Annotated in this window: 24 protein-coding genes and 2 tRNA genes; 12 read left to right on the forward strand and 14 right to left on the reverse strand. The window is 57.1% G+C overall.

What is annotated here, in order from left to right; genetic code table 11:
• Window positions 1-2: 2 nt before the first annotated feature.
• Complete coding sequence (gene gloA, locus IB237_RS22845; RefSeq protein ID WP_192491033.1) at window positions 3-443, reverse strand: lactoylglutathione lyase; 441 nt, start codon at window positions 441-443, stop codon at window positions 3-5.
• A 191-nt stretch (window positions 444-634) separates the two neighbouring features.
• On the opposite strand from gloA, the gene IB237_RS22850 reads away from it, so the two are divergent.
• From IB237_RS22850 to IB237_RS22870, 5 genes are all read left to right on the forward strand, one after another.
• On the forward strand, window positions 635-1213 hold the full coding sequence (locus IB237_RS22850; RefSeq protein WP_192491034.1) for a cold-shock protein: 579 nt from the start codon (window positions 635-637) through the stop codon (window positions 1211-1213).
• Between the two features lie 19 nt (window positions 1214-1232).
• Window positions 1233-1706, forward strand: a complete 474-nt coding sequence (locus IB237_RS22855; RefSeq protein WP_246788220.1) for a DUF192 domain-containing protein — start codon at window positions 1233-1235, stop codon at window positions 1704-1706.
• A gap of 147 nt (window positions 1707-1853) precedes the next feature.
• Window positions 1854-1930 (forward strand) — tRNA-Pro (locus tag IB237_RS22860).
• A gap of 88 nt (window positions 1931-2018) precedes the next feature.
• Window positions 2019-2324: an ETC complex I subunit gene (locus IB237_RS22865; protein ID WP_192491035.1), complete on the forward strand. Its 306-nt coding sequence runs from the start codon at window positions 2019-2021 to the stop codon at window positions 2322-2324.
• Between the two features lie 27 nt (window positions 2325-2351).
• Window positions 2352-2428 (forward strand) — tRNA-Arg (locus IB237_RS22870).
• Between the two features lie 195 nt (window positions 2429-2623).
• Here the strand turns inward: IB237_RS22870 and IB237_RS22875 are convergent.
• The 5 genes from IB237_RS22875 to IB237_RS22895 form a co-directional block, all read right to left on the reverse strand.
• Window positions 2624-3133 (reverse strand): toprim domain-containing protein, encoded by a 510-nt coding sequence (locus tag IB237_RS22875; RefSeq protein ID WP_192491036.1) that lies wholly within the window; start codon window positions 3131-3133, stop codon window positions 2624-2626.
• Entirely contained in the window at window positions 3130-3627 is a 498-nt protein-coding gene (locus tag IB237_RS22880; protein ID WP_192491037.1) for an HD domain-containing protein, read from the reverse strand. The genes IB237_RS22875 and IB237_RS22880 overlap by 4 nt, the downstream gene beginning before the upstream one ends.
• Window positions 3628-3702: 75 nt before the next feature.
• Window positions 3703-4335 carry a LysE family translocator gene (locus IB237_RS22885; protein ID WP_192491038.1) on the reverse strand — a complete coding sequence of 211 codons (633 nt, stop codon included), beginning with the start codon at window positions 4333-4335 and terminating at the stop codon, window positions 3703-3705.
• A 123-nt stretch (window positions 4336-4458) separates the two neighbouring features.
• The gene (locus IB237_RS22890; protein ID WP_192491039.1) at window positions 4459-5202 is read right to left on the reverse strand and encodes a prephenate dehydrogenase/arogenate dehydrogenase family protein; all 744 of its coding nucleotides are present in this window, start codon (window positions 5200-5202) and stop codon (window positions 4459-4461) included.
• A gap of 220 nt (window positions 5203-5422) precedes the next feature.
• On the reverse strand, window positions 5423-6067 hold the full coding sequence (locus IB237_RS22895) for a dual specificity protein phosphatase family protein (protein ID WP_192491201.1): 645 nt from the start codon (window positions 6065-6067) through the stop codon (window positions 5423-5425).
• A gap of 544 nt (window positions 6068-6611) precedes the next feature.
• Here IB237_RS22895 and IB237_RS22900 point away from each other — a divergent pair.
• Window positions 6612-7739, forward strand: a complete 1128-nt coding sequence (locus tag IB237_RS22900; protein ID WP_192491040.1) for an efflux RND transporter periplasmic adaptor subunit — start codon at window positions 6612-6614, stop codon at window positions 7737-7739.
• Window positions 7740-7743: 4 nt separating this feature from the next.
• Window positions 7744-10869 (forward strand): efflux RND transporter permease subunit, encoded by a 3126-nt coding sequence (locus tag IB237_RS22905; protein WP_192491041.1) that lies wholly within the window; start codon window positions 7744-7746, stop codon window positions 10867-10869.
• A gap of 135 nt (window positions 10870-11004) precedes the next feature.
• Here the strand turns inward: IB237_RS22905 and IB237_RS22910 are convergent, their stop codons facing one another.
• The 3 genes from IB237_RS22910 to IB237_RS22920 all read right to left on the reverse strand — a co-directional run bounded on the left by IB237_RS22910 (window position 11005) and on the right by IB237_RS22920 (window position 13826).
• Window positions 11005-11706 carry a L,D-transpeptidase gene (locus IB237_RS22910; RefSeq protein ID WP_246788222.1) on the reverse strand — a complete coding sequence of 234 codons (702 nt, stop codon included), beginning with the start codon at window positions 11704-11706 and terminating at the stop codon, window positions 11005-11007.
• 102 nt (window positions 11707-11808) lie between these two features.
• A complete protein-coding gene (locus IB237_RS22915) occupies window positions 11809-13167 on the reverse strand; it encodes an ATP-binding protein (protein WP_192491042.1) in 1359 nt (452 codons plus the stop codon).
• Window positions 13167-13826: a response regulator transcription factor gene (locus tag IB237_RS22920; protein WP_192491043.1), complete on the reverse strand. Its 660-nt coding sequence runs from the start codon at window positions 13824-13826 to the stop codon at window positions 13167-13169. Before IB237_RS22920 ends, IB237_RS22915 begins: the two co-directional genes overlap by 1 nt.
• A 129-nt stretch (window positions 13827-13955) precedes the next feature.
• Here IB237_RS22920 and dsbD point away from each other — a divergent pair, with 129 nt between their 5' ends.
• The 4 genes from dsbD (at window position 13956) to IB237_RS22940 (ending at window position 18100) form a co-directional block, all read left to right on the forward strand.
• Entirely contained in the window at window positions 13956-15833 is a 1878-nt protein-coding gene (gene dsbD / locus IB237_RS22925; protein WP_246788224.1) for a protein-disulfide reductase DsbD, read from the forward strand.
• 51 nt (window positions 15834-15884) lie between these two features.
• Entirely contained in the window at window positions 15885-16496 is a 612-nt protein-coding gene (locus IB237_RS22930) for a DsbA family protein (RefSeq protein ID WP_192491044.1), read from the forward strand.
• Window positions 16497-16545: 49 nt separating this feature from the next.
• Entirely contained in the window at window positions 16546-17331 is a 786-nt protein-coding gene (gene dsbG / locus IB237_RS22935) for a thiol:disulfide interchange protein DsbG (RefSeq protein WP_192491045.1), read from the forward strand.
• 133 nt (window positions 17332-17464) lie between these two features.
• Window positions 17465-18100 carry a thioredoxin domain-containing protein gene (locus IB237_RS22940; protein WP_192491046.1) on the forward strand — a complete coding sequence of 212 codons (636 nt, stop codon included), beginning with the start codon at window positions 17465-17467 and terminating at the stop codon, window positions 18098-18100.
• 138 nt (window positions 18101-18238) lie between these two features.
• On the opposite strand, the gene IB237_RS22945 is transcribed toward IB237_RS22940, so the two are convergent.
• The 4 genes from IB237_RS22945 to IB237_RS22960 form a co-directional block, all read right to left on the reverse strand.
• Window positions 18239-18499 carry a DUF982 domain-containing protein gene (locus tag IB237_RS22945; RefSeq protein ID WP_192491047.1) on the reverse strand — a complete coding sequence of 87 codons (261 nt, stop codon included), beginning with the start codon at window positions 18497-18499 and terminating at the stop codon, window positions 18239-18241.
• Between the two features lie 262 nt (window positions 18500-18761).
• The gene (locus IB237_RS22950; protein ID WP_192491048.1) at window positions 18762-19370 is read right to left on the reverse strand and encodes a hypothetical protein; all 609 of its coding nucleotides are present in this window, start codon (window positions 19368-19370) and stop codon (window positions 18762-18764) included.
• A 27-nt stretch (window positions 19371-19397) separates the two neighbouring features.
• On the reverse strand, window positions 19398-19772 hold the full coding sequence (locus IB237_RS22955) for a VOC family protein (RefSeq protein ID WP_192491049.1): 375 nt from the start codon (window positions 19770-19772) through the stop codon (window positions 19398-19400).
• A 199-nt stretch (window positions 19773-19971) separates the two neighbouring features.
• On the reverse strand, window positions 19972-20868 hold the full coding sequence (locus IB237_RS22960) for a LysR substrate-binding domain-containing protein (protein WP_192491050.1): 897 nt from the start codon (window positions 20866-20868) through the stop codon (window positions 19972-19974).
• A 92-nt stretch (window positions 20869-20960) separates the two neighbouring features.
• On the opposite strand from IB237_RS22960, the gene IB237_RS22965 reads away from it, so the two are divergent.
• Window positions 20961-21527, forward strand: coding sequence for a GNAT family N-acetyltransferase (locus tag IB237_RS22965; protein ID WP_192491051.1), 567 nt, complete (start codon window positions 20961-20963; stop codon window positions 21525-21527).
• Between the two features lie 188 nt (window positions 21528-21715).
• Here IB237_RS22965 and IB237_RS22970 read toward each other — a convergent pair whose 3' ends face one another.
• Complete coding sequence (locus IB237_RS22970) at window positions 21716-22912, reverse strand: MFS transporter (protein ID WP_192491052.1); 1197 nt, start codon at window positions 22910-22912, stop codon at window positions 21716-21718.
• Between the last annotated feature and the right edge of the window lie 52 nt (window positions 22913-22964).

Genomic DNA, 22964 nt, shown 5'->3' on the forward strand with positions numbered 1-22964 from the left:
TGTTACCAGGCGCCGGTGTTCTGCATAGATATCCATGGCTCGGCTGGTGCCAGGCTTGCGCCTTTTTGCAATATCTCAATGGAAATGCCGTCTGGCGAACGCACAAAGGCCATGTGGCCATCACGCGGCGGGCGGTTGATGGTCACGCCAGCGTCATGCAATTTCTGGCAGGTCTCGTAGATATTGTCGACTTCATAGGCCAGATGACCGAAATTGCGGCCGCCTTGGTAATCTTCGGTATCCCAGTTATAGGTCAACTCAAGGCATGGCGCTTTTGCGTCCTTGGCCACAGTCACGTCATCGCGCGCTGCAAGAAACACCAAGGTAAAACGGCCCTTTTCGTTTTCAATTCTGCGTATCTCCTCAAGACCAAAGATATTGCTGTAGAAATTCAGAGATTGATCCAAATCCCGTACACGCACCATGGTGTGCAAATATCGCATTTTGTTTTCCTCCTTTGTTGGGGTACCTTGCAAGACATGCGTCGAAAGTCAGCTTTGGGCAAGCCCGGGCCTGTAGAAACCTATGGGTAATTTCCAAACTGGGCTTGCGTTAAACCGTTACCAAGATGTTAATCTAGTCCGCAGGAATCAGTTAACCGTAGTATGGCGCGTAATCGAGGGGTTGGCAGGATATGACGAACAGGGTTTCATCGAATAACGTACTAGATTTCGAAGACCTTTCGGGCGATCCGGTTGAACTGACCGAGATCACCGGCGTTGTGAAATGGTTTGATGTTGCCAAGGGGTTTGGTTTTATTGTGCCAGACAACGGCATGCAGGACGTGTTGCTTCATGTTTCCTGCCTGCGCCGCGATGGCTACCAGACTATTCTTGAAGGCACCCGCATTGTTGCGCTGATCCAGCGCGGCGGCCGTGGCTTCCAGGCGTTCCGCATTCTGTCCATGGATCAGTCGACCGCCGTTCATCCTTCGCAGCTCCCACCCGTGCGCACCCATGTTCAGGTGACGGCATCGAGTGGTCTGGAGCGCGCCATCGTCAAGTGGTTCAACCGGACAAAAGGCTTTGGCTTTCTGACGCGCGGCGAAGGCACTGAAGACATTTTCGTCCATATGGAAACGCTGCGCCGCTACGGCCTGGCAGAACTTCGCCCCGGTCAGGTGGTGCTGGTTCGCTTTGGTGATGGCGACAAAGGCCTGATGGCGGCGGAAATCCACCCGGACAATCCAAGCCCCATCAATATGGCGCACTGAGATGATGACGAGATTTGGCATGATCATGAGAAGCGTCTTTGTGGCGCTTCTTTTTTTGTTTTCAGGCCTGGTCTCTTTGGCCAGCGCGCAAGGCTCTGAGACATTTGATCAGGAGCCGCTGATCATCATGAACTCCAAGGGCAGCCAGCACCGTTTTACGGTTGAGCTTGCCCTTGATGATGGCCAGCGCCAGCAAGGGCTGATGTATCGCAAGACGATGGCTGCCGATGCCGGCATGTTGTTCGACTTCGGCACGGACCGTGATGTGACCATGTGGATGCGCAACACCGTGCTGCCGCTCGACATGCTGTTCATCAATGCCGATGGCAGTATCCACCATATTCACCACGATGCCGTGCCCTACTCCGAATCCATCATCAGTTCGCGCGGGCCCATCCGTTTTGTGCTGGAATTGAACGCGGGAACGGCGGCAAAACTCGGAATCAACCCAGGCGATCGTGTCACCAGCCGGAGAATTTCTTCAACAAAATGAAGCGGTAAGACGTTTTTCCTGCCATTTTGCTGCGTTTGCGAAATTGCGCACAGGTTTTTTGAAAAATAATCTGTTTTCTGGCGAAAAATGTCATTTTGGGTGTTGCGGAAACAGAATGAACGATGTATCTCCGCATCAACACAGCGACGGAGTGTAGCGCAGTCTGGTAGCGCATCTGGTTTGGGACCAGAGGGTCGGGAGTTCGAATCTCTCCACTCCGACCACTTTCTCTAAAGAGAAAGAATGTTGTTGTGTCGACGCGGATAAGTTTTTACCATCCCGTTCTTGCCTTTTGCATGGAGCAGTTTTCAAATGTCTGCCAAGATTTATCGCCCCGCAAAAACAGCAATGCAGTCCGGGAAAGCTAAAACTCACCTCTGGGTTCTCGAGTTTGATGCTGAAGCACCGCGCAAGATCGACCCTATCATGGGCTACACTTCCACGACTGACATGAACCAGCAGGTCAAGCTGACGTTTGATACTCTTGAGCAGGCCGAAGGTTATGCGCAGAGAAACGGCATCGAATACCGCGTTATTCAGCCACAGGAAGCCACACGCAAGACTGTCTCCTACACCGACAACTTCCGGTTCTCGCGCACTCAGCCTTGGACCCACTGATCTAAGCGCATTTTATTGTGCCATTTTGGCCCCTTAGCTCAACTGGATAGAGCAACTGCCTTCTAAGCAGTAGGTCGCAGGTTCGAGTCCTGCAGGGGTCGCCACTTCTATAGCTCTGATTTCCCTATATAAAATGCCGAATTTTGTACTGTGCTGAACATAGCGCAGTTTGCCGAATTGTCTGCCAGTTTGCCAAATCCGTTGCCGCTGTGTTCCGTCAGAACCTGTGCGCAGCTTAGCGGCTGGGACTTTTGAAGAAGACCAACGGGCGTCTGTGGTGAAAGACGGGATTTCGCGTTTTAGAATGCGGCGAGTATCTTTGCGACCTGGTCATTGGTCATTGATCCGAGATCTCCGTCACTACAGGTGACATAGCGGTGGGAAAAATTGGCTAATTTCGCGCCGCCTTCCCCGCTGTCGCAAATCGCATAGATTGGTCGGTTGATGGTCCACAGCCATTCCGCGAGTTGTTTAGGGTCGTTGGATAAGGTTGCGATCGCTGCGCATCCAAGATTATGCAGCCTGACACAATCAAAGATGCCTTCAACGAGATACAGTGGATCAGACCAGTTCCAGGTCTCCAGACCGAAAACCGCATGGCGACCGGTCGATTTGTATGTGAAGTATCGGCCATCGTTCTGATCATTCTTTCTGACCTTTTCGGCAGCCGGCCGATACTGTTGATAGCCGGACACTGCGCCGCTGAGATCAAAAAGAAGGAATGTTGCCACACCTTCGTTTTCGTCAATCATGACGCTGTATCGGCTCACATCGGTGTGACGCTCCAAAAGATGCTGCGCGATGGTCATTCGCACTGCGCCGCAGCTTGCTCCCACAGGACAGGATCGCCGTCCTTTAGCACCGCAAGCAGGTTTTTCTTTTCAACTTTGTAGACCTGCCAAAAGCCGGGATCGAGGGTCGATATTGTTTTCGTGTTATCGATAAGGTCTGCCAGCTTGATGGTTTTGGCTTCTGACGGCGCAAGTGCTGTGTGCTGCAGGTCCAGAGCTTTTCGTGCAACTCTGTTGCCATGATAAGGCGTCGAGATGTCACTGAGATACGCTACCAATGTTGCGACCTTGCGTCCAAAACGTTCATTGATTTCAGCCAGGGTTATGCCGCAATCCTCGACGGTGTCGTGCAGATAGGCAGCGGCAATCATTTCGGGCGTGTGATCGACGGTGGCGACAATAGCCGCCACCGCAATAGGATGGTTGATGTAGGGTTCGCCGGTGTACTTGCGCAGTTGACCCTCGTGCGCTTTCGTTGCGAACCTTAATGCATGTTTTTCAAGATCTTTCATGCCGCGATATGCACATCACCCACCGGTGCCTTGTCAAGGGATTGGTGGAGCGCAGCAGACGATCAGGCTGTGTGATCAGTTTCTAGAACCCAGCGCCAGACGGCATGCGAGACCGGCAAACACCGTGGCCAGCAGATATTGCGGCAGTTTTTTAAAGCGCATGCGCGCGCCGACTTTTGTGCGGATATGGCTGCTGAGCAGGATGACCGTGCCGTTGACGACTAGGCCTGTTACATTCAGCACCGTGGCAAGAACCAGCATTTGCAGCGGCAGTGAACCGGTTTGCGGGGCCACGAATTGCGGAAACAGCGCCAGCACGAACAGGGCCATTTTGGGGTTGAGCAGATTGGTCAACAACCCCTCGCCCAGAATGCGCTGCATGGAAAAGCGCTTCAGCCCCGTGGTGGGTGAAAAGGGTGTCGCGTCCGAACGGATGGTTTTGACGGCGAGATAAAGAAGATAGGCGCAGCCGGCCCAGCGAATGGCGTCATAGGCCATGGGAACGGCAATAAACAGTTGCGAGAGACCGAATGCGGCGGCAAGTGCGTGGCAGTAAGTGCCAAGGGCAATTCCGGCATAGGTGAGAAAACCGGCGGCGCGGCCCTGGCTGATACTGCGCGAGGCAATCAGCAGCATGTCAGGTCCGGGCGTTGCAGTCAGAACAACGCAGGCGGCGGCAAAAAGCATAAGGGTGGAAAAATCCGGCATATCGTTTCCTTCGAGTTGGCCGGAATTCCGGTCTATCAAAAGCAGCCGGAATGGCAAGCGGCAACGCGGCCGATTTCACAATAAAACCTGTGGGGCTGGTGCCGGTCATGTCGGAGGTTTCCGTCATGCCGGGTCTTCAAGTGCTGAGGTCAGCGACTTGAACCGTTTGATGATATCGCCGGCATGCGGATTTACCCTGAGGATGGCCTGCAGCACATCCGGTGCATCGTGGCGCACCATATCAACCGCCGACATCAGCGCCTGAAAGCTGCGCGTAGTCATGCGTGTTTCTCTGATATCCATTTTTACCAGCAGGTTGGCGACAAGATGGGTCAGTCCCTGCACCTGTGCAATCTCGCGGTCATGGTCCTCCGGCGTGGTCATGATGACCTCAAGGCCGGCCTTGCGGCAGAAGGCGGCGGCGCGTAAACGCGGCCCCCGGATGGGACATATGGCAATTTGCAAACCACGAAGGCCGTCACCGGCGCTTTTGGGGCCAAACAGCGGATGGGTGGCAACAATGTCGACGGTCGGTGGCAGCAGTTGCGCCATGATGGCGGCCGGTTCAACTTTCACGCTGCCAACGTCCAGCACCAGCGTGCCGACTTTTAGAAGCGGCGCCAGTGCCGTTGCCACGCTGCGCATGGCGCAGACGGGGACGGCGACAATGACCACCGGACATTTGGCCACGGTTTCAAAGGGCGCAACGGCAACATCAAGGGTTTTGGCCGTGGCAAGATCAGGCGCGATATCGCTCACAAGCACCTGAAAATGGGCGCGCAAATGCTGGGCAACCAACTGGCCAAAGGCACCAAAACCAATAATGCCGACCGGTCCGTTAAAGGATTTGGGAAGAGAGTTAGACATGACATCCTCATAGGCCACACGGCCAGAGGCATCCGTCAATATCAACCGCTGGCCATGCAGCGGTTAAACAATATGATTTGCCCGCCGCTATTTCAGCAGCGCATAATACAGACCGGAAATGGTTGCAGCGGTAATCATGTCGCCCGGATAGCAACGAGACCGGGCCCTGTCAATTGCCGCCGAGACTGGTTCAGATCCAGGTTTGGTTTAGTCGGAGATATCAGCTACTGGGCGTATCGATTGTCTGCGTCAGCATGTCGGTGCTGTCTTCACCTGCAATGCCAACGATGTCCTGCGAGACGGCAGTTTTGTCGAGCGACAGATGCTCCAGCTTTTCCCAGCTTTCATCCATTGGCCAGGCGGTGGAGACATAGGGCAGACCGACATGGCCGTAATAGAAGGACAGTTGGCCCTCAGCAAAATGTTCGCTCTTCTGCGCCACCCAGTGGCTATAAAGCGCAGAGGCCAGGCCGGAACGGTCGGCACCGGCCTGGCAATGGATGAGAATGGGTTTGGGCGCGGATTTCATCACGGCAACCAGTTCGGCTGCGCGTTCAGGGTCGAGTTCCTGTGATGCACTCATGCGGAAATCAATGTGTTTGATGCCCAGTTTTTTCGATGTTGCGATTTCTTGTCTGTACCAGTCTGCGGTGTTTTCACCGCGCAGGTTGATGACGGTTTCAATGCCATGGTCGCGGACATACCGTTCCAGCTGCGCCGAGGTCGGTTGTGCCGAGCGATAGAGTTGACCCGCAATGACGGTGTGGAAGTTACCCGAAATCTGCAAGACACCCGCATAGGCTGCCAAACTGCCAAGCACCAAAGCAATTGCTGTTGCTGCAACACGGGTCTTTGAACGTTTCATCATTGGGTCTCCGATCAACTATCGTAGAGCCCAAATGCCCACCATTCCTGACAGGTAGCTGAATGTCGGTAGATGACGTCGTTTCTTACATTTTGCCGGCTAAAGTCAGTTGCAACAGTGCGCCTGTACGCGATGGCAGGGCCAATACATTGCCGCCATGCAGTGCAGGTTCGATGGACAGTTGGTGTGCCGTTGCCAGTTGACGGTGTCGGTAGGAGCAGGACTGCACTGACAAGGACAAACAGTCTAAGCGTCAGGAACGAAAAGAAATTTCGTCGCGTTAAGGCGTGGACGCAAAAATGAGCGGTAATAATCGCCACCTGCAATGTTGTTGCAATGCGCAGCAATCAATGTGGTGGTCCGGTTTCTGACTGTGCACCGTTCACCGGCATGCGGGGGTCCTCCAGTCTCCATGCCGGTGGATGGTGCATGTGCGATTCAGTTGTCGTTTCATTGTTGTCTTGATGTCGTTCAGGCGTCGTTCATGGGCGCAACGGCAAATGTCGAAGCGACCGCCACCCTTCTGCCCGTAATGGAGCCTTGTATGAAACCCACCCGAACAGCCCTTTTCGCGGCATTGCTGATCCCTTCGCTGGCCGTGGCCGGTCCGGCATTGTCACAAACGCCAGAGGCGCCCGCCGGTACACCAGCAAGTACGGCGTCGGGTGCTGCCGCTGGTAAGGTGGAGCTGGCCGGTGTTGACGTGACAACCGTTGCCGCCCGTAACCTGGGCAGTGAAGTGCGTGTGTCCGGTTCGTTGACACCCATCCGGCGCACCAGCCTGACAGCGCGGGTTGCCGGCACCATTACCGAATTGCCGGTGCAGATTGGCGATGTGGTGAAAAAGGGTGACCTTCTGGTGCGCATCGACACCGAGGGTCTGGCCTCGGCGCTGACGGCCCGCAATGCCGAGGTGGAAGCGGTTGAGGCGCAGCTGGAGCTTGCTGAAAATGTGCTTGCCCGCAATGTCAGCCTGCGCGATACCGGCGCGACATCAGAGGCGGTGCGGCTGGAGGCCAATGCCAATGTGCTGAACCTGAAGGCGCAGTTGCGTGCCAAACAGGCCGCCGTTGCCGATGCCGAGAGAGCCTTGAGTGACGCGCAGGTGCATGCCGCGTTCGATGGCGTGGTATCGGCGCGGCCAGTGGAACAGGGCCAGACGGTGCCGGTGAATGGTGAGCTTTTGACCATTGTCGATCTGCGCCGCATGGAGGTGGATGCCGGGGTGCCGACCAGCCGTATTCCGCGTGTGCGTATTGGCCAGCCGGTGGAACTGACAGTTGAAGGTTTCTCGGACCGCAAATTTACCGGCGAAGTCACTCGCATTGCGCCCACGGCAGTCGCAGGCTCCCGGGCGGTGCGTGTGTTCATTGCCATAGACAATGACGACATGCTGCTGAAGGGTGGCATGTTCACCACGGGTGTTCTCAGCATTGACCAGCAGGACAATGTCATTGCCGTGCCGATTGCTGCCGTGCGCCACGATGCCACCGGCACTTTTGTGCTGAAGGTCGAGGACGGCTATCTGCGCCGCCAGGATGTGAAACTTGGTACCACATGGAATGATCAGAACCTGGTCGAGATCAATGGGCTGAGCTCGGGCGAAGTGGTGGTGTCTGCGCCGTTGCCGCAGCTGGTGGCTGATACGCCCGTGACCGTGGTGGGGAAATAAGCCGATGTTCCTTACCCGCGTCAGCGTCAAACATCCGGTTTTTGCCACCATGATGATGGTGACGGTGCTCGTCATCGGGCTGTTTTCCTACAGCCGCCTTGGTGTCGACCAGTTTCCGGAAACCGATCTTCCCATCGTTGTGGTAACCGCCGCTTATACCGGCGCGTCGCCGGAAACGGTGGAAAGCGAAATTGCCCGCCCCATTGAATCCGCGCTGAACACCATTGGCGGTATCGATACGATTACCTCGGAATCCTATGAGGGTCGCGCCGTTGTGGTGGTGCAGTTCCAGCTGGATGTGGACTCGCAGGCCGCAGCGCAGGAGGTGCGTGACCGTGTTGCCCGCCTGCAGGCCGGTTTCCCTGACGCGGTTGATACACCGCAGGTTACCCGCTTCAACCCGGAGGATGCGCCAATCCTGTCTTTGGCGGTCTCCTCCTCCACACGCACGCTGTCGGAAATCACCACGCTTGCCGACCGGGTCATTACCAGCCGCCTCAACATCATTGCCGGTGTTGGCCAGATTACGCTTGTTGGCGGCAGTGAGCGGCAGATGCTTGTCGTGGTCGATCCTGACCGGCTGGAAGCCTATGGTGTCGGCGTCGCCTCTGTCATGGATGCCATTCGCCGTGAAAATCAGGACCGTGCCGCCGGTACGCTGATTTCCGGTATCAACCAGCGCATTGTCACCGTTGAGGGACGTATTGAAAATACCGCCGGGTTCAACAGCATCATTGTCGCGCAAAGCGGCGGTTACCCGGTCTATCTGTCTGACGTGGCAACAGTGCTGGATACCGGTGCCGAAGTCACCAGCCGCGCCACCTATCAGGGCGTGCCATCGCTTGGCATGGATATCGTCAAGGTGCAGGGCGCCAATACGGTGGCGGTGGCCGGTGATTTGCGCAGCGAGATCGAGACGCTGAACACCGAGCTGAAGGCCGAGGGTGTGGAACTGACCATTACCCGCGACAATTCCCGCGCCATTGCCGCGCAGGTGTCTGAAGTGCAGAGAACGCTGATCGAAGGCGGCGTGCTGACCGTGGTCATCGTATTCCTGTTTCTCAATTCCTGGCGCTCCACCGTCATCACCGGGCTGACGCTGCCGATCTCTGTTATCGGTACCTTTGCGGTGATTTATGCGCTGGGCTTTACGCTCAACACCATGACGCTGATGGCGCTGTCGCTGTCGATCGGTATTTTGATCGATGACGCGATTGTGGTGCGTGAAAACATCACCCGCCATTTGCAAATGGGCAAGGACCATGTGCGTGCGGCACTTGATGGTACCAATGAGATTGGCCTTGCCGTGCTGGCCACCACTTTGTGTATCGTTGCCGTGTTTTTGCCAGTTGCCTTCATGGGCGGGTTGATTGGCCGGTTCTTCCTGCAATTTGGCGTGACCGTTGCCGTGGCGGTGCTGATTTCGCTGTTCGTGTCCTTCACGCTCGACCCGATGCTTTCCAGCGTCTGGTATGATCCGGATTCGGAAAAGAACGCCAAGCGCGGGCCGCTTGGCCGCTTGATCCATCGGTTCGATGTCTGGTTTGAAAAGCTGGCAGATCGCTACCGCAAGCTGATCCACTGGACGTTTGGCCACCGCAAGACAACCATTGGCATTGTGGTTGGCATGTTTGTCGCCAGCCTGATGCTGGTGCCGAAAATCGGTGCCGAGTTCCTGCCGGTCACTGACCAGGGTGAAGTGTCTGTTTCACTTGAAGCCAATCAGGGTGCGTCGCTGGAATATATGGCCGCCAAGGTTGGGCAGGTTGAAAATGCGCTGCGTGAATTCGATTATGTCGACACGATCTATTCCACCATCAATGCCAGCGGTGCGCGTGGTTTCAACCAGGCCAATGTTGCCGTGCAGCTGGTGCCCAATGACCAGCGCGAAATCAGGACGTCGGAATCGCTGGAGCCGGTTCGCCAGCGTCTGGCCCTAATTGCCGGATTGAAAGTTTCGGTCAGCCAGTCGGAAGGTGGTGCGACCGCCAAACCGTTGCAGCTTTCCGTGCTGGGGGATGGTGACGAGCAGTTGCGCAAGATTTCAAGCCAGATCACCACGGCCCTGTCGGCCATTCCTGGTGCGACGGAAGTGGAATCCTCGATTGAAAATGAGCGCCCTACCCTTGCCGTCAAGGTGCGGCGTGAAGCGGCCAGCGACCTTGGCGTGTCTATATCGATGATTGGTGACACGCTGCGGCCACTGGTGGCGGGTGATGCCGTCTCGGTATGGAATGCGCCTGACGGTGAAACCTATGATGTGATGGTGCGCCTGCCGGCCAAGGGACGACAGGACGCTGCCCAGCTTCGCAACCTGACGATTTCCACCAACCGCACCGATGAGGACGGCAAGCCGATTACCGTGCTGCTCGATCAGGTCGCCGATGTCGTTGAAAGCACCGCGCCTGATGCGATTACCCGCAAGGACCTGTCGCGTGAAATCCGCATTTCCAGCAATGTCGAGGGACGTCCGCTGGGTGATGTACGGCAGGATCTGGATGCAGCGATTGCCAAGATGGATATTCCAGCCGGTTACCGCGTGTCGTTTGGCGGTGACGTGCAGAGCCTGAATGAAAGCATGGGGTATGCCGTGCAGGCCTTGGTACTGGCGGTGATCTTCATCTACATCATTCTGGCGTCGCAGTTTGGCTCGTTCATCCAGCCGATTGCCATCATGATGACCCTGCCCCTGTCGCTGATCGGGGTGCTGATCGGCCTTCTGGCCACCGGATCGACCCTGAACATGTTTTCGATCATCGGTTTCATCATGCTGATGGGTCTTGTGACCAAGAACGCCATTCTGCTGGTCGATTATTCAAACCATGAGCGGCGGGACGGAAAGTCGTTGCAGGAAAGTCTGGCCAATGCCGGTGCCGTGCGTCTGCGCCCCATTGTCATGACAACGCTGGCGATGATTTTCGGCATGTTGCCCATGGCCATCGGCATCGGTGAAGGCGGAGAATCCCGTGCGCCAATGGCCCATGCGGTGATTGGTGGTCTGATTTCGTCGACGCTGCTGACGCTGGTTTTTGTGCCTGTTGTGCTGACCTACCTTGATGCATTCAGCCGTCGTTTGTCGGCGCTGTTTCCCAAGGGGCCGGACCATCAGGCGGCAGAAAAATCCCTGTAAAGGCGGACAAAGCTGCGTCGGTGGGTTGGGCCTCACGCACCGATACTCTGGCAGGCGTGGTTTGATCCCTGACTGGTCTGATCGGTCGTTACACCGGCGCCGCGTAAAAACGTAGCGCCGGTAAAGTCAGATCCATCAGCCCTTTACGATGATCTTGGCGCCCGGCGTGACGCGCTCATAGAGGTCCATCACGTCCTGGTTCATCAAGCGAATGCAGCCGGCCGATACTCCCTTGCCGATGGAGCTTGGATCATTGGTGCCGTGGACACGGTAATAGGTGTCCTTGTTGTCCTTGTGCATGTAAAGCGCGCGTGCACCCATGGGGTTTTTCGGGCCGCCATCCACGCCGTCCTTGTGCGGGCCGTAATGGGCAGGGTTTCTCTTGACCATCTCAGGGGTTGGGATCCAGCGCGGCCATGCGGCCTTTCTGGCAATGATGGCCTCGCCGCCGTCAAAGGAGCGCGCGACCGGGCCAACACCAACGGCGTAACGGATGGCCTTGTTGCCGGGCTGGATCAGATAAAGGAAACGGCTGTTCTGATCGACGATGATCGTGCCGGGCTTTTCTTCCGATGGATAGCTGACGACCTGACGCACATATTGCGGGTTCAGCTTCTGCACATCGATGGCGGGAATTTCAAAACCGCCATCGGTTCTGGCCGCATACATTTGCACCGGGTCACTGCCGACAGATTTCAATGCGTCGTCTTCGGCGCGTTGCTTGGCAAGCTGTGGCGTTGGCGCGGAACTGCCGTCGCCTGTGCTGGCACATGCCGACAGCAGCAGGGGCAGCGCAATCGCCAACGCGTTGCGAGGAGAGAAGAAAACACGAATCATGGGGGGCCTGCCTAATGCGGATTGGAACTTTCCACGCTTGGCTGACGCCCTCACCTTAACACTGCCTTAAGATTGGTAAAACTAACGCAGCTGTGAACAGCTTCATTCGCCCGGTAGTGTCAAAACGACAACGAAGCCAGTCGCCACTGCGCGAAAATCCAGCCTGCCGCCCAGCTTTTTCATGGCCATGTCGACAATGGCCAGGCCAAGGCCGCTGCCATCAGCCGTTGGGGCGTGGCCGCGCTTGAACCGTTGACGCACACTGGCTTGATCTTCCACGGCAATGCCCTGCCCGCGATCGATGACCTCGATCTGCATAGCGGCATCAGTGGTTTGAAGGCGGATGGTGACACTGCTGTCCTGCGGCGCATATTGAATGGCATTTTCAATGACATTGCGCAGCGCCAGACGCAGCAGGTTGATGTTCCGGACCACCACGTCCTGTTGCTGCGGCAGGTCATATTCCAGTGACACGGAACGTTTGCTGCTTAATCCTTCGAGGTCGCAGCGGATGTCCTCCAGCACCCGGTCAAGGCGTGCTACCTCAACCTCGTCGCCACGGTCGGCGGAATCGACCGAGGCAAGGTCGATCAACTGACGGACAAGGCGGCCGGTTCTATCGACGCTGGTCGAGATATGCGCCAGTGCCTTGTTTCTGACGTCCTCCTCATGGCTTTTCAGCGCCACCTGTGCCTGGGTTTTCAGACCCGCCAGCGGTGTCTTCAGCTCATGGGCGGCATAGGCGATGAAGGATTTTTCGCGCTCACGCGCTTCCTCAACCCGCAGGAACAGCGAGTTCAGCGACTTGAGCAGCGGCTTGATTTCGCTTGGCGCATCCTTCTGCTCAATGGCGTGCAACTCGTCGGCGGTGCGCATGCCCAGCAGAGCGGCGATGCGGTTGAGCGGTCCCAACCCCTTGCCGACACTGAACCAGATCAACAGCGCAAGGATTGGCAACATGGCAACGGCTGGCACCAGCTGGCCCTTGACCACATCGGCCACCAGCCGGTCGCGGATTTCAAGACTGTCACCAATCAGCACCCGCACATTGAGGCTGGTATTGACCACGGCAAATACCCGCCAGCGCACGCCATCCACTGTCGTTTCGCTAAAACCGCTGGTGTTGTCGGTCAACGCATCATCCGGCGCACTGGCCGAGCGGCTGACCAACTTGCCCTGCAACGACCAGATCTGGCAGGACAGCTGCCGGCGGTAATCGCCCTGCAGTTCAAAAGATGTGTCTGCGTCACTGGCCTTGGTCTCATCGATGGCGGCGGCAACATCGATATGGTGATCGGTGATCAGTGAACTGACCATGCGGGCGGCTTCCATCAACCGTGCATCCAGCACCCGTTCTACCTGATGCTGAACGCTGAAATAGGTCCACAGCACCGCAAACAGCCACACGGCACCCGTGGTGGCGAGCAGAATGGAAAACAACCGAAGACGTATCGAGCGCATCACCCCATCCCCAGCCGGTAACCGACGCCACGCACCGTCTCGATGACCGACGTGCCCAGCTTGGCGCGCAGCTTGTGCACATGCACCTCGATGGTGTTGCTCTCGACATCTTCCTGCCAGCCATAAAGCCGCTCTTCCAGCGCCTGTTTGGAATGGATGGCCTGCGGGCTTTCCATCAGGGCATGCAGAATGGAAAATTCCCGCCGCGACAGGCCAATCTCCACCTCAGCGCGGCGCACCAGCATTGAGGCCGGATCAAGCGTCAGGCCACGCAGGCTGATCTCGGCGCTGGCGCGGCCGCTAGAGCGACGGGTAATGGCGCGCAGGCGTGCGGCCACCTCATCCAGATCAAAGGGTTTGCCGATATAGTCATCGGCACCGGCATCCAGACCATCAATGCGGTCGCCCACCTCGTCCTTGGCGGTCAATAACAGCACGGGAATGCGGTTTCCGGCCTGGCGAATGCCGCGCAGCACATCCAGCCCCGACCCATCCGGCAACATTCTGTCGAGGACAACGGCATCAAAACGCCCGGTTTCCAGAGCCTCGGTGGCGTCGGCTACCGTGGTCACGCCATCGGCCACAAAACCGCTGAGTTTGAGGCCTTCGCGCAGGCCATCCAGCAGGATCGGGTCATCTTCGACAACAAGTATTCGCAAGTCACGTCTCCGCAAGCGGTCTATTCAACATTTCGTCCGGATTTTTAGTCCGATTTTCACCTTAAGGCTGCCTTAAGCTGCCGGTCGGATCAGTCCTGATAACAAAATGTAGACGAAAGGACATGGTGGATGCGCATATTGGCGTTCACGTTTGCGATGCTGACGCTGGTCGGCATGACGCTGGCTGGCGTTGTCACGCCAGCCGTGGCAACGCAAACACCGCTTGAAATGGATCAGGCCTTCAAGGTGTCCGTGGAGCAGGCAGCGGATAATCGCGCCGTGATCCGCTGGACCATCAATGACGGTTATTATCTGTACCGCGACTACCTCAGCGCCGAAGACAGCGCCGGAAACAAGCTGGAGCTGCAGACCCTGCCCGGCAAGGTCAAGGATGATCCGAATTTCGGCTCGACCGAGGTTTATTACGCCACCGCAACGGCTTCGGTGCTCAACGCACCACAGACATTTCGGCTGACCTATCAGGGCTGCCAGGAAGACGGCCTGTGTTACCCGCCAACGACCAAAATAGTGGATATGGCAACATTGTCACTTGCTGGTGATAACGCTGGTAAGGGCCTGTTTTCACAGGGTGGATTTGCAGCCGCAGCCAAGGCATCGAACGCTTTTTCCAGCGCTGCGAGCACCGGTAATGCCACTGATCGCCCTGATGACAATGGCAGTTTTACGCTGGCGGATGAACATGCCGAAACCGCCATCGACCGTATGCTCAGTGATGGCGGCTTGGCCCTTTTGCTGGCCGGGTTTCTGGGGTTTGGCGTGCTGCTGGCCTTCACGCCCTGCGTTTTTCCGATGTATCCGATCGTTGCGGCCATGTTGGCCCGCGAGGGGGAAGACCTGACGGCACGACGTGGTTTTACCCTGTCATCGGCCTATGTGCTGGCACTGGCCTGCGCCTTCGGGCTGCTTGGCATGGTCGCGGCATGGTCTGGACAAAATCTGCAGGTGGCGTTGCAGAGCACGACCACGGTGGCGGCCATTGCCATTCTGTTTGTGGTGCTGGCGCTGTCGAATTTCGGTCTGTTCCATTTGCAGCTACCGGCCTTTATCTCGGCGCGGTTCAGCAAGGGTAAAACAAGGGCCGGCACCGTGCCAGGCGCCATGGCGCTTGGGTTTTCCTCGGCGCTGTTGATTGGTCCCTGTGTGACGGCACCTTTGGCCGGGGCGCTGCTTTACATTGCCCGCACCGGTGACATTGCCATTGGAGCGGCCGCGCTGTTTGCGCTGGGGCTTGGCAAGGGCATTCCACTTGTGATCATGGCGACAGCCAGCGGCAAGGCTTTGCCAAAGGCCGGCCTATGGATGGAAAAGGTGCGCCAGATCTTCGGTTTCCTGTTTCTGGCAACCGCGCTGTGGCTGGCGACACCGCTTATGCCGCAACCCCTCGTGTTGCTGGGCTGGGCCGTGCTGGCGCTGTCCTTCGGGGTGTTTGCCTTTACCGCCGCAAGCGGCACCACCGGTTCCGGTTTCAGCGTGATCTCGCGTAGTGCCGGTCTGGCATCGATCATCTGGGCAGCCCTGCTATTTGTCGGTCTCGGCCTTGGTGCGAATGATCCGCTGGCGCCGCTTAAGCCGCTGCTATCAGGTAATGGTCCGCAGGCCGTGGCCAGAATAGAGAAGTCGGACTTTGCCAAGGTCGGTTCGCTGGGGGATCTTCAAAACCGTATCGCGTCTTCGCCGGGCAATGAGCCGACACTCGTTTATGTCACCGCCGACTGGTGCGTGACCTGCCGCACCATTGAACGTTCGCTGCTGACCAGTCCAGACGTTGTCGACGCGCTTGGCAAGGTCAACCTTGTCAGTCTCGACCTGACGCAGCTAAACGACGACAAACAGGCCATGCTGTCGGCGCTTGGGGTTATCGGTCCACCGACCATGGTCTTTCTCGACGCCAAACGCCGCGAACCGGCGGCAACCCGGCTGGTCGGCGAATTTTCCACCAGTGATCTGGCGGCCTCTGCCCGCAAGGCACGGGAGGACAGTCTTTGAACAGACGTCATCAGCACGTAAATCAGCGCTTAACGCGGAAGGAGAATTCCGATGTTGTCACGTCGTGATGTCTTGGCAGTCGGGCTTGCGACTGTCGCAGGTCTGACTTTGTTTAGCGCAGACGATAGCGCCGCTGCGCAAATGAGCACGAAGGAGATATTCTTTGACAAGGATGCACCGGTGCTTGGCAACCCCAAGGGTTCGGTGACGGTGGTCGAATATTTCGACTATCAGTGCCCCTATTGCAAAAGCTCACATGCCGCCTTGAAAAAGGTGGTGGCCGCCGATGGCGATGTGCGGCTGGTGCTGAAAGACTGGCCGATCCTCGGCGATGCCTCGGTTTTTGCCGCGCAGGCGGTGCTGGGGGCAGCACAGATTGGCCACTATGAACCGGCCATGGAAGCGCTGATGAAAACCAGAGGACGCCTGTCGCAAAGTCAGGTTGAAAAGGCACTGGCCGGTGTGGGCCTGACGATGGAAATGCTGTCTGCCGCCGTCAATGAAAACAACAGCAAGATCTCCGCATTGCTGGATCGTAATTACAGCCAGGCCCTGTCGTTCAATTTTGTCGGCACGCCATCCTTTGTCATTGGCAAGGATGTCTATCCCGGTGTTCTCAGTGAAAAGGCACTGAAAGACGCCATCAAACTGGCGCGTGCCTGAGCCATGACTGGCCGCACGCCCCATACTCCAAATCTTGAAAGTAACGTCCATGTCCCGTTTCTCCCTTACCCGCCATCTCATTGCTGTCACCTGCGCGCTTGGCCTCTTGTCAGCCCTGCCCGCCCGTGCCGAAGACAAGGCGGATCTACCGCCAATCCTGCGCACCATTGAGGGTCAGGGCATCACCATCCTCGGTGAAATGAAGGTGCCGGGCGGCCTGCGGGCCTTTGCCGCCAAGGCCGGTTCACAGCCGCTTGCCATTTATCTGACGCCAGACAATGAACATGTGGTGGTTGGCACGCTGGTTGATGGTTCCGGTCAGGACATGGCCGAAACGCAGCTGAAGGAAATGGTCGAAAAGCCGATCATGGAAGATGGCTGGAAACAGCTGGAACAATCCGCCTGGGTGGCGGATGGCAAGGCCGATGCACCGCGCATTGTTTATACCTTCACCGACCCCAACTGCCCCTACTGCAACAAGTTCTGGCAGGCCGCACGGCCATGGATCGATAGCGGTAAGGTGCAACTGCGCCACATCATGGTTGGTGTGATCCGGCAGGATTCGCCGGCCAAGGCAGCCGCCATTCTCGAGGCCAAGTCGCCATCTGAGGCGCTGACGGAAAATGAGCTGAAGCACAAAAGTGGCGGCATCAAAGCCCTGTCGAAGATCAGTGACAAGAGTACCGCGAGCCTCAACAGCAATGCCGAGTTGATGACCAGCCTTGGTTTTAACGGTACGCCGGCCATTGTGTTCAAGAAGGATGATGGCAGCATCGGCACCGTTTCCGGCCTGCCCGAAGATGGCGCGTTAAAGATGGTTCTGGGGCCCAAATGAATTTATAGGACGAAAGTGACGTGATGACTGAAGTCCGTTGGATAAGGCCATCAAGTGGCTTTATTCATCGCACAACTTTAGGTCATAGATAGCTTTGAAAACATCATATTTGAGCAGGTCAGGACAGATGAACATGAATATAGCAGCGGGTCATATTTCGCGTCGGTTGGTGTTGGGTGCCTGCCTTGCCCTTGGTCTGGCAGCCCCAGTGTTGGCACAAGGCAGCGATGATGCCGTTTTGAAAAGTCTGCTGCCCGACAGCTATATCGGCGCGGACAGTGCACCGGTGTCGCTGATTGTCTATTCCTCGCCAACCTGCAGCCACTGCGTTGATTTCCACGCCAATGAACTGCCGAAGCTGCAGGAAAAGTTTGTCAGCACGGGCAAGCTGAAAATCGCCTACCGCCCCTTCATGCGCAACTCGCTGGATGCGGTCATTTTCATGCTGGCGCATTCGCGCGGTGCAGACAAGTTCGATGAGACCGTCTCGACCTATATGAACAAGTTTGACGAGCTGGCCGCCGCACAGGACACGGAACAGGCGGTAAGGTCGATTGCCGAGGGAATGGGCATCGACAAGGCCGGTTTTGACAAGGCCGTGGCCGACCAGCCCTATTTCGACCAGCTGAATGCAGCCACCAAACAGGCGCAGGAAGAGTTCAAGGTGGCGGGCACGCCGACCTTTTTCCTTGACGGTAAACAGCTGGAGATTGCCAGCAGCTTTGAGGAAGTGGGAACTGCCGTGGAAGCGGCCCTGCCGAAGCCCTGATCTCGCGCTCTCAGCGTGATCAAAGAGCCCATCATCGCGGGATTGATTGCCAAAACGACAAATATCCAGCCGCCCTTATGGCGGCCGGTTTATATCCAGTCATGTTGCAAGTGACCAACAGGGTCGGCCCACCGGCAACTATGCGTGGTTTCGCCGTGATGGTGGCGTCAGGTTTGCTTCGCCCGCGGCAAGCATGAACCGCTCACGCGCTTCTTCAGCTGATTTTCTGCCATCCAGTGCGGCGCGGCAAAAACGCCGGGCCTCGACATAGGCCGGTCCGCGTGCATCCGGCCATTCATTGGTCAGAATGGCAAGAGCGGAATATGGGCCATGGACAGTCTGTGTGCCACTATGCGGTGTTTTCACTTCGATTGGGTTGCCCCAAGATAATGTCGGCATCTGTTCCTCCTCCAGAACAAGCCTAAAACGGGGCGGACCGAAAAAGGTTCCGTCCTTTAGCGAGACTATTCTAGCCTCGAGAAACGATTTCGTTAAGCCCCTTCTAATAGGGCTTTGTTTTTATGGTTTCCGGTCGAATTTTCAGGGTGTTTTTGGGCGCTTATCAGGCCAAGACGGACCAAACTTTCGGCGGTTGCGCTGATCGCCTCTTCCCGCGAACGCGGTGCCCACTAAGCCATTTGTCATGGTGGCTGTCCGCTCATCAATGTCGGTTCATCCACAGTTGTGCAAGTTCAAAGAAGGTCTTGGATGGTCGACCACCTGTGGCATCTGGCGAGGTTTCATTGTCTGTGGAACTGAACGACTTTCTAATGTCCAGCGCACCGGAAGACGCTTGCTGACAGATGAAAATTGCAGATTGCCGATCTCCGGCGGAGATCCGCTCAATCACTTGCGTGATATGATAGCGATAGGGTTGGTTTGGTGCCTCGGCTGCTATCGCATCGTTGAGACTATAACCACTCCACAGGCCGGTCTGGCCTTGGCAACGTGCCGCAAGTTCGAGCATTTTGATGGCGACCGTGTCATGCCCGTCTGTGTCTGCCATCGTTAAGTGCATCAATGCCGGTGTGTCGCACGTAAATGCACCACTAAAATGGAAGCTGGCGGGCATTTTTTCATTGCCTGATATTTGGAGGATCGACCAGAGCAGCTGATCCCAGACAACAGGTTTAGCCCGGAACTCGATAATGCCTTTTGAGCCGCGGCGCGGATGCACCGCAAGCACCGAACCACCAAGACGCTTCACGAGGGTGTCGCGCTTTACCGACCATCCCGAACCTTTTGCCACTGCACGCACAGCGGAATTCAAATCATCTTTCATAGAGGTTGGTCTATCTCACTTCTTTGCCGGTGTGCGGGCGGTCAGCTTGTTGCCGTCGGGGTCGCGCAGGTAAGCGACGAAAGCGCCGTTGGGTCGTTCTGTGGGTGGCGTTTCAATGGAGGTGCCGCCATTGGCGACACCCGCATCATGCCATGCCTGGACATTGTCTGCTGTGGCTGCCGCAATGCCGATGGTGCCGCCATTGGCGGCTGTTGCCGGTTTGCCGTCAATCGGTGTGGTGATCATCAACCGGCTACCGTCATGCAGATATATCAGGCGACCTCTGGCATCCATCTCGCCCGGTTTGCCGCCCAGTGCCGTGAATGTCGCGTCGTAGAAACGTCTGGCCTGTTCCAGGTCATTGCTGCCAATCATGATGTGGGTAAACATGTCTCATCTCCGTTGAGCAGCCCGGCGGGCGTGGTGTGGGGCAACCGCAGTTGACCATGAATTCATTGCGAAAAACTGCATGGTGACACTGGTTTTGGGGTGTTCGCGCGGGGGCAGAATAGGCGGTTTTGCGCTGGCTGCAATATGCTGATGGTGCGATATTGTGGCCATTGTCACAGGCGGGATTTCGCTGGAGATATCAGGTGTTGGTGTCGGGCTGATGCGGCTGCCCCTGCGTTATCAGCCAGCGCTCAAACGCCTTGGCGTCGCGAAAATTGCTGCTATCGGGTGCGACCAGCACATGGAAGTCATCCATTGTCAGGGGCATGTCGGCAAACAGTTGCACCAGCCTGCCAGCCGCGACATCTGCCGCTACAAGCGCGCTTGGGCCCATGGCGATGCCTGCGCCGTCGACTGCCGCCTGAATGGAATGATAGAGCGGTTCAAAGCGCAGCTGCGCCTTGCCACTGAGGCCGGGTTGCCTTGCCCGGTCCAGCCAGCGTTGCCAGAGGTCTGGAACGGATTCTGCATGTAGAAGTGTGTGGTTTTTCAGGTCTTGAACCTGATGCAGAGGCATGGACGACAGTAGCTGCGGGCTTGCCACCGGCAGGCATGTTTCACTGAGAAAAGCCGTGCTGGATGCACCCAGTGCGCCGCGCCTGATGGCGACATCATGGTGATCGATGACCTTGTCCAGCGGCAGGATGGACGCAGCAAGGCGTATCTCGATCTCTGGATGGAGCGCTGTAAAATCCGGCAATCGCGGAATGAGCCAGCGCATGGTGAAGGTCTGTGGTGCATTGATGCGCAGCACCCGGAGGTCCTGTCGGCCGGTCAGCTGTTGGCTGGCGGCCGCCAGCCCATCCAGCAGTTTCGTCGCTTCACCAAGAAATAGCCGGCCTTGCGCCGTCAGCACCACGCCGCGCCCTTCTTTCATCAGAAGGCGCACGCCCAACCAGTCCTCGAGGATCTTGATCTGGCGGCTGATGGCGCCATGGGTCACGCCGAGTTCGTCCGCTGCATCGGTCAGGCTTTGGTGCCGACCGGCGCATTCAAAGGCTTTGACCGCATTTAATGGAGGGAGTGACCGACGCATATGTGAGATTTCCTGACAGGTTGGTCACGCTAACTCAATTGTCGGCTAAAAGGAAGATATGCAAAGTGGGGACCTCACAACGGATTTTCCAAATGCAAATATCTGCCACACACGATCGGCAGCCGGTGATCCGGTTGCTGCAAGCTGCTGATTCCATGACAGAACTGACCACGCTGCTACACAGTGCCTATGGGCGGCTTGCCCGCATGGGGTTGCGTTATATGGCGACCCACCAGAGCGAGGACGTAACGCGTGAGCGCGTCAACCAGGGCACCTGCCTTGTGGCGGAAATGGACGGCAAGATTTGCGGCACCATCCTGTTTCGCAATGCGGCGCAGACCACAGGCTGTGGCTGGTATGACCGGCCGGAGGTCGCGTCACTGGCGCAATTTGCCGTCGATCCCGCCCTTCAGGCGCATGGTATCGGATTGCGTCTTATGTTGGCCACCGAACAATTGGCGCGTGACAGCGGCGCGCAGGAGATCGCGCTCGACACCGCCGAACCTGCCACGCATCTGGTCGGCTGGTATGGCCGCCTGGGCTATCGGTTCGTGGAACATGCGCAGTGGTCGCATACCAATTATCGCAGCGTTATCATGAGCAAGATTTTGTCTGACCGGAGCTTGCTCACACCTGATCTGGCATCCGCTCAGTCATAGGCTTTGAGAAAATCGATCAGTGCGCGCAAGGGCGGTCGCATCTGCCGCCGCTGAACCCCTATTTCATCTTCAACCTGCCAAGCGAAATGCTGTTTGGCGGCATGACCGTGACAGGCTGGAACAACGGCTGATACCCATACATGCAAAGCTTGAGCGTTGGCGAACAGCGCTCAAGCCGTTGTGGTTTGCTATGGTTTTGCCGCGACAAAACCGTGGCGCTTTGCCACCGTTGCTAGCCCCAACGCAACAAGCAGCAGCGCAAAGATGGCCCAGGGAAATGAGGCCGGGCCGATATGATCAAGCAGCAGGCCGCCCACCAGACCACCACCAGCAATGCCGCAATTCCAAGCCGTCACGAACATGGCCTGCGCCATATCTGTCGCCTCACCCGCTGCCTTGGCCTGAGCGGTCTGGAACAGGGTTGGCGCAGCGCCGACGACACCGCCCCAGATAACCACGGCGACCAGAATGACTGATGGTGACGTTGTTGCAAAGGCCAGCACGAGGGCAATGGTTGCAAATACCAGCAGGCTGCCAAGCACCATCACGCGCAGGTGTCGGTCGATGAATGTGCCTGCCAACCACAGCCCGATTATACCAGCGACACCAAACAGCAAAAGCACGAGATCAACACGCGATGTTAGGCCCGAAGGCTGCAGGAAGGGTGCGATATAGGTGTAGAGAATGTTGTGAGCAACGACGAATATCAACATCGTCGACAGGATGGCAACAAGGCCTGGAAGCATCAAGACATGGCGAATGGACACATGTTTGCCATGCTGCTGGCCTGGGAAATCTGGCAGCACGACATAGGCTGACAGCACAAGTGCCAAGGCCAGTACACTCATGCCGCCAAAGGCCAGCCGCCAACCGAATATCGTGCCCAAGAATGTGCCAACGGGTAAGCCAAGGGAAAAGGCCAGCGGGCCGCCAATACCGGTAATGGCAATGGCCCGGCCGATGAGATGCGGCGGCGCAATACGCGCTGCGTAACCGACCAGCAGCGCCCACACCATGCCCCCGAACATGCCCGCGAAAAACCGCGCAACCAGTGTCAGCCAATAGAGATCAGACACCGCCGTAACGGCGTTGACGATGATAAAACCGACCAATGCGCTGAGTAACAGCCCGCGTCGCGGCAAAGCCTGGGTCAGTGTCATCAAAGGAATGGCCGTCAGCAAAGAGCCAGCGGCGTAGGCGGTGACAAGTTGCCCGGACAGGCTGTCGGTTACGCCAAGCCCGGCGCTGATCTGCGGCAACAGGCCTGCGGGCATGACCTCCGTCATCAAGGTGACAAAACCTGCGCAGGCAAGCACCAGCAACTTGCCAAGCGGTAGACTGTGCGGCGGTGCGGCCGGCGATGCAGAGTTGGTTTGTGTCGTCATGCGTTAGAGCCTTTCGAAATTTGGTGTCGGTCCATAACCATGCCGCAGATGG

Source organism: Agrobacterium sp. AGB01, assembly GCF_014851585.1.
Classification (GTDB): Bacteria; Pseudomonadota; Alphaproteobacteria; order Rhizobiales; family Rhizobiaceae; genus Agrobacterium.

Coding starts and splice junctions, on each gene's coding strand:
- IB237_RS22945 (WP_192491047.1), bottom strand. CDS start 18,499: ATGCCGACATTATCTTGGGGCAACCCAATCGAAGTGAAAACACCGCAT.
- dsbD (WP_246788224.1), top strand. CDS start 13,956: ATGCGCATATTGGCGTTCACGTTTGCGATGCTGACGCTGGTCGGCATG.
- IB237_RS22960 (WP_192491050.1), bottom strand. CDS start 20,868: ATGCGTCGGTCACTCCCTCCATTAAATGCGGTCAAAGCCTTTGAATGC.
- IB237_RS22850 (WP_192491034.1), top strand. CDS start 635: ATGACGAACAGGGTTTCATCGAATAACGTACTAGATTTCGAAGACCTT.
- IB237_RS22970 (WP_192491052.1), bottom strand. CDS start 22,912: ATGACGACACAAACCAACTCTGCATCGCCGGCCGCACCGCCGCACAGT.
- IB237_RS22890 (WP_192491039.1), bottom strand. CDS start 5,202: ATGTCTAACTCTCTTCCCAAATCCTTTAACGGACCGGTCGGCATTATT.
- gloA (WP_192491033.1), bottom strand. CDS start 443: ATGCGATATTTGCACACCATGGTGCGTGTACGGGATTTGGATCAATCT.
- IB237_RS22885 (WP_192491038.1), bottom strand. CDS start 4,335: ATGCCGGATTTTTCCACCCTTATGCTTTTTGCCGCCGCCTGCGTTGTT.
- IB237_RS22900 (WP_192491040.1), top strand. CDS start 6,612: ATGAAACCCACCCGAACAGCCCTTTTCGCGGCATTGCTGATCCCTTCG.
- dsbG (WP_192491045.1), top strand. CDS start 16,546: ATGTCCCGTTTCTCCCTTACCCGCCATCTCATTGCTGTCACCTGCGCG.
- IB237_RS22875 (WP_192491036.1), bottom strand. CDS start 3,133: ATGACCATCGCGCAGCATCTTTTGGAGCGTCACACCGATGTGAGCCGA.
- IB237_RS22915 (WP_192491042.1), bottom strand. CDS start 13,167: ATGCGCTCGATACGTCTTCGGTTGTTTTCCATTCTGCTCGCCACCACG.
- IB237_RS22965 (WP_192491051.1), top strand. CDS start 20,961: ATGCAAATATCTGCCACACACGATCGGCAGCCGGTGATCCGGTTGCTG.
- IB237_RS22855 (WP_246788220.1), top strand. CDS start 1,233: ATGATCATGAGAAGCGTCTTTGTGGCGCTTCTTTTTTTGTTTTCAGGC.
- IB237_RS22865 (WP_192491035.1), top strand. CDS start 2,019: ATGTCTGCCAAGATTTATCGCCCCGCAAAAACAGCAATGCAGTCCGGG.
- IB237_RS22895 (WP_192491201.1), bottom strand. CDS start 6,067: ATGAAACGTTCAAAGACCCGTGTTGCAGCAACAGCAATTGCTTTGGTG.
- IB237_RS22880 (WP_192491037.1), bottom strand. CDS start 3,627: ATGAAAGATCTTGAAAAACATGCATTAAGGTTCGCAACGAAAGCGCAC.
- IB237_RS22910 (WP_246788222.1), bottom strand. CDS start 11,706: ATGATTCGTGTTTTCTTCTCTCCTCGCAACGCGTTGGCGATTGCGCTG.
- IB237_RS22940 (WP_192491046.1), top strand. CDS start 17,465: ATGAATATAGCAGCGGGTCATATTTCGCGTCGGTTGGTGTTGGGTGCC.
- IB237_RS22955 (WP_192491049.1), bottom strand. CDS start 19,772: ATGTTTACCCACATCATGATTGGCAGCAATGACCTGGAACAGGCCAGA.
- IB237_RS22905 (WP_192491041.1), top strand. CDS start 7,744: ATGTTCCTTACCCGCGTCAGCGTCAAACATCCGGTTTTTGCCACCATG.
- IB237_RS22930 (WP_192491044.1), top strand. CDS start 15,885: ATGTTGTCACGTCGTGATGTCTTGGCAGTCGGGCTTGCGACTGTCGCA.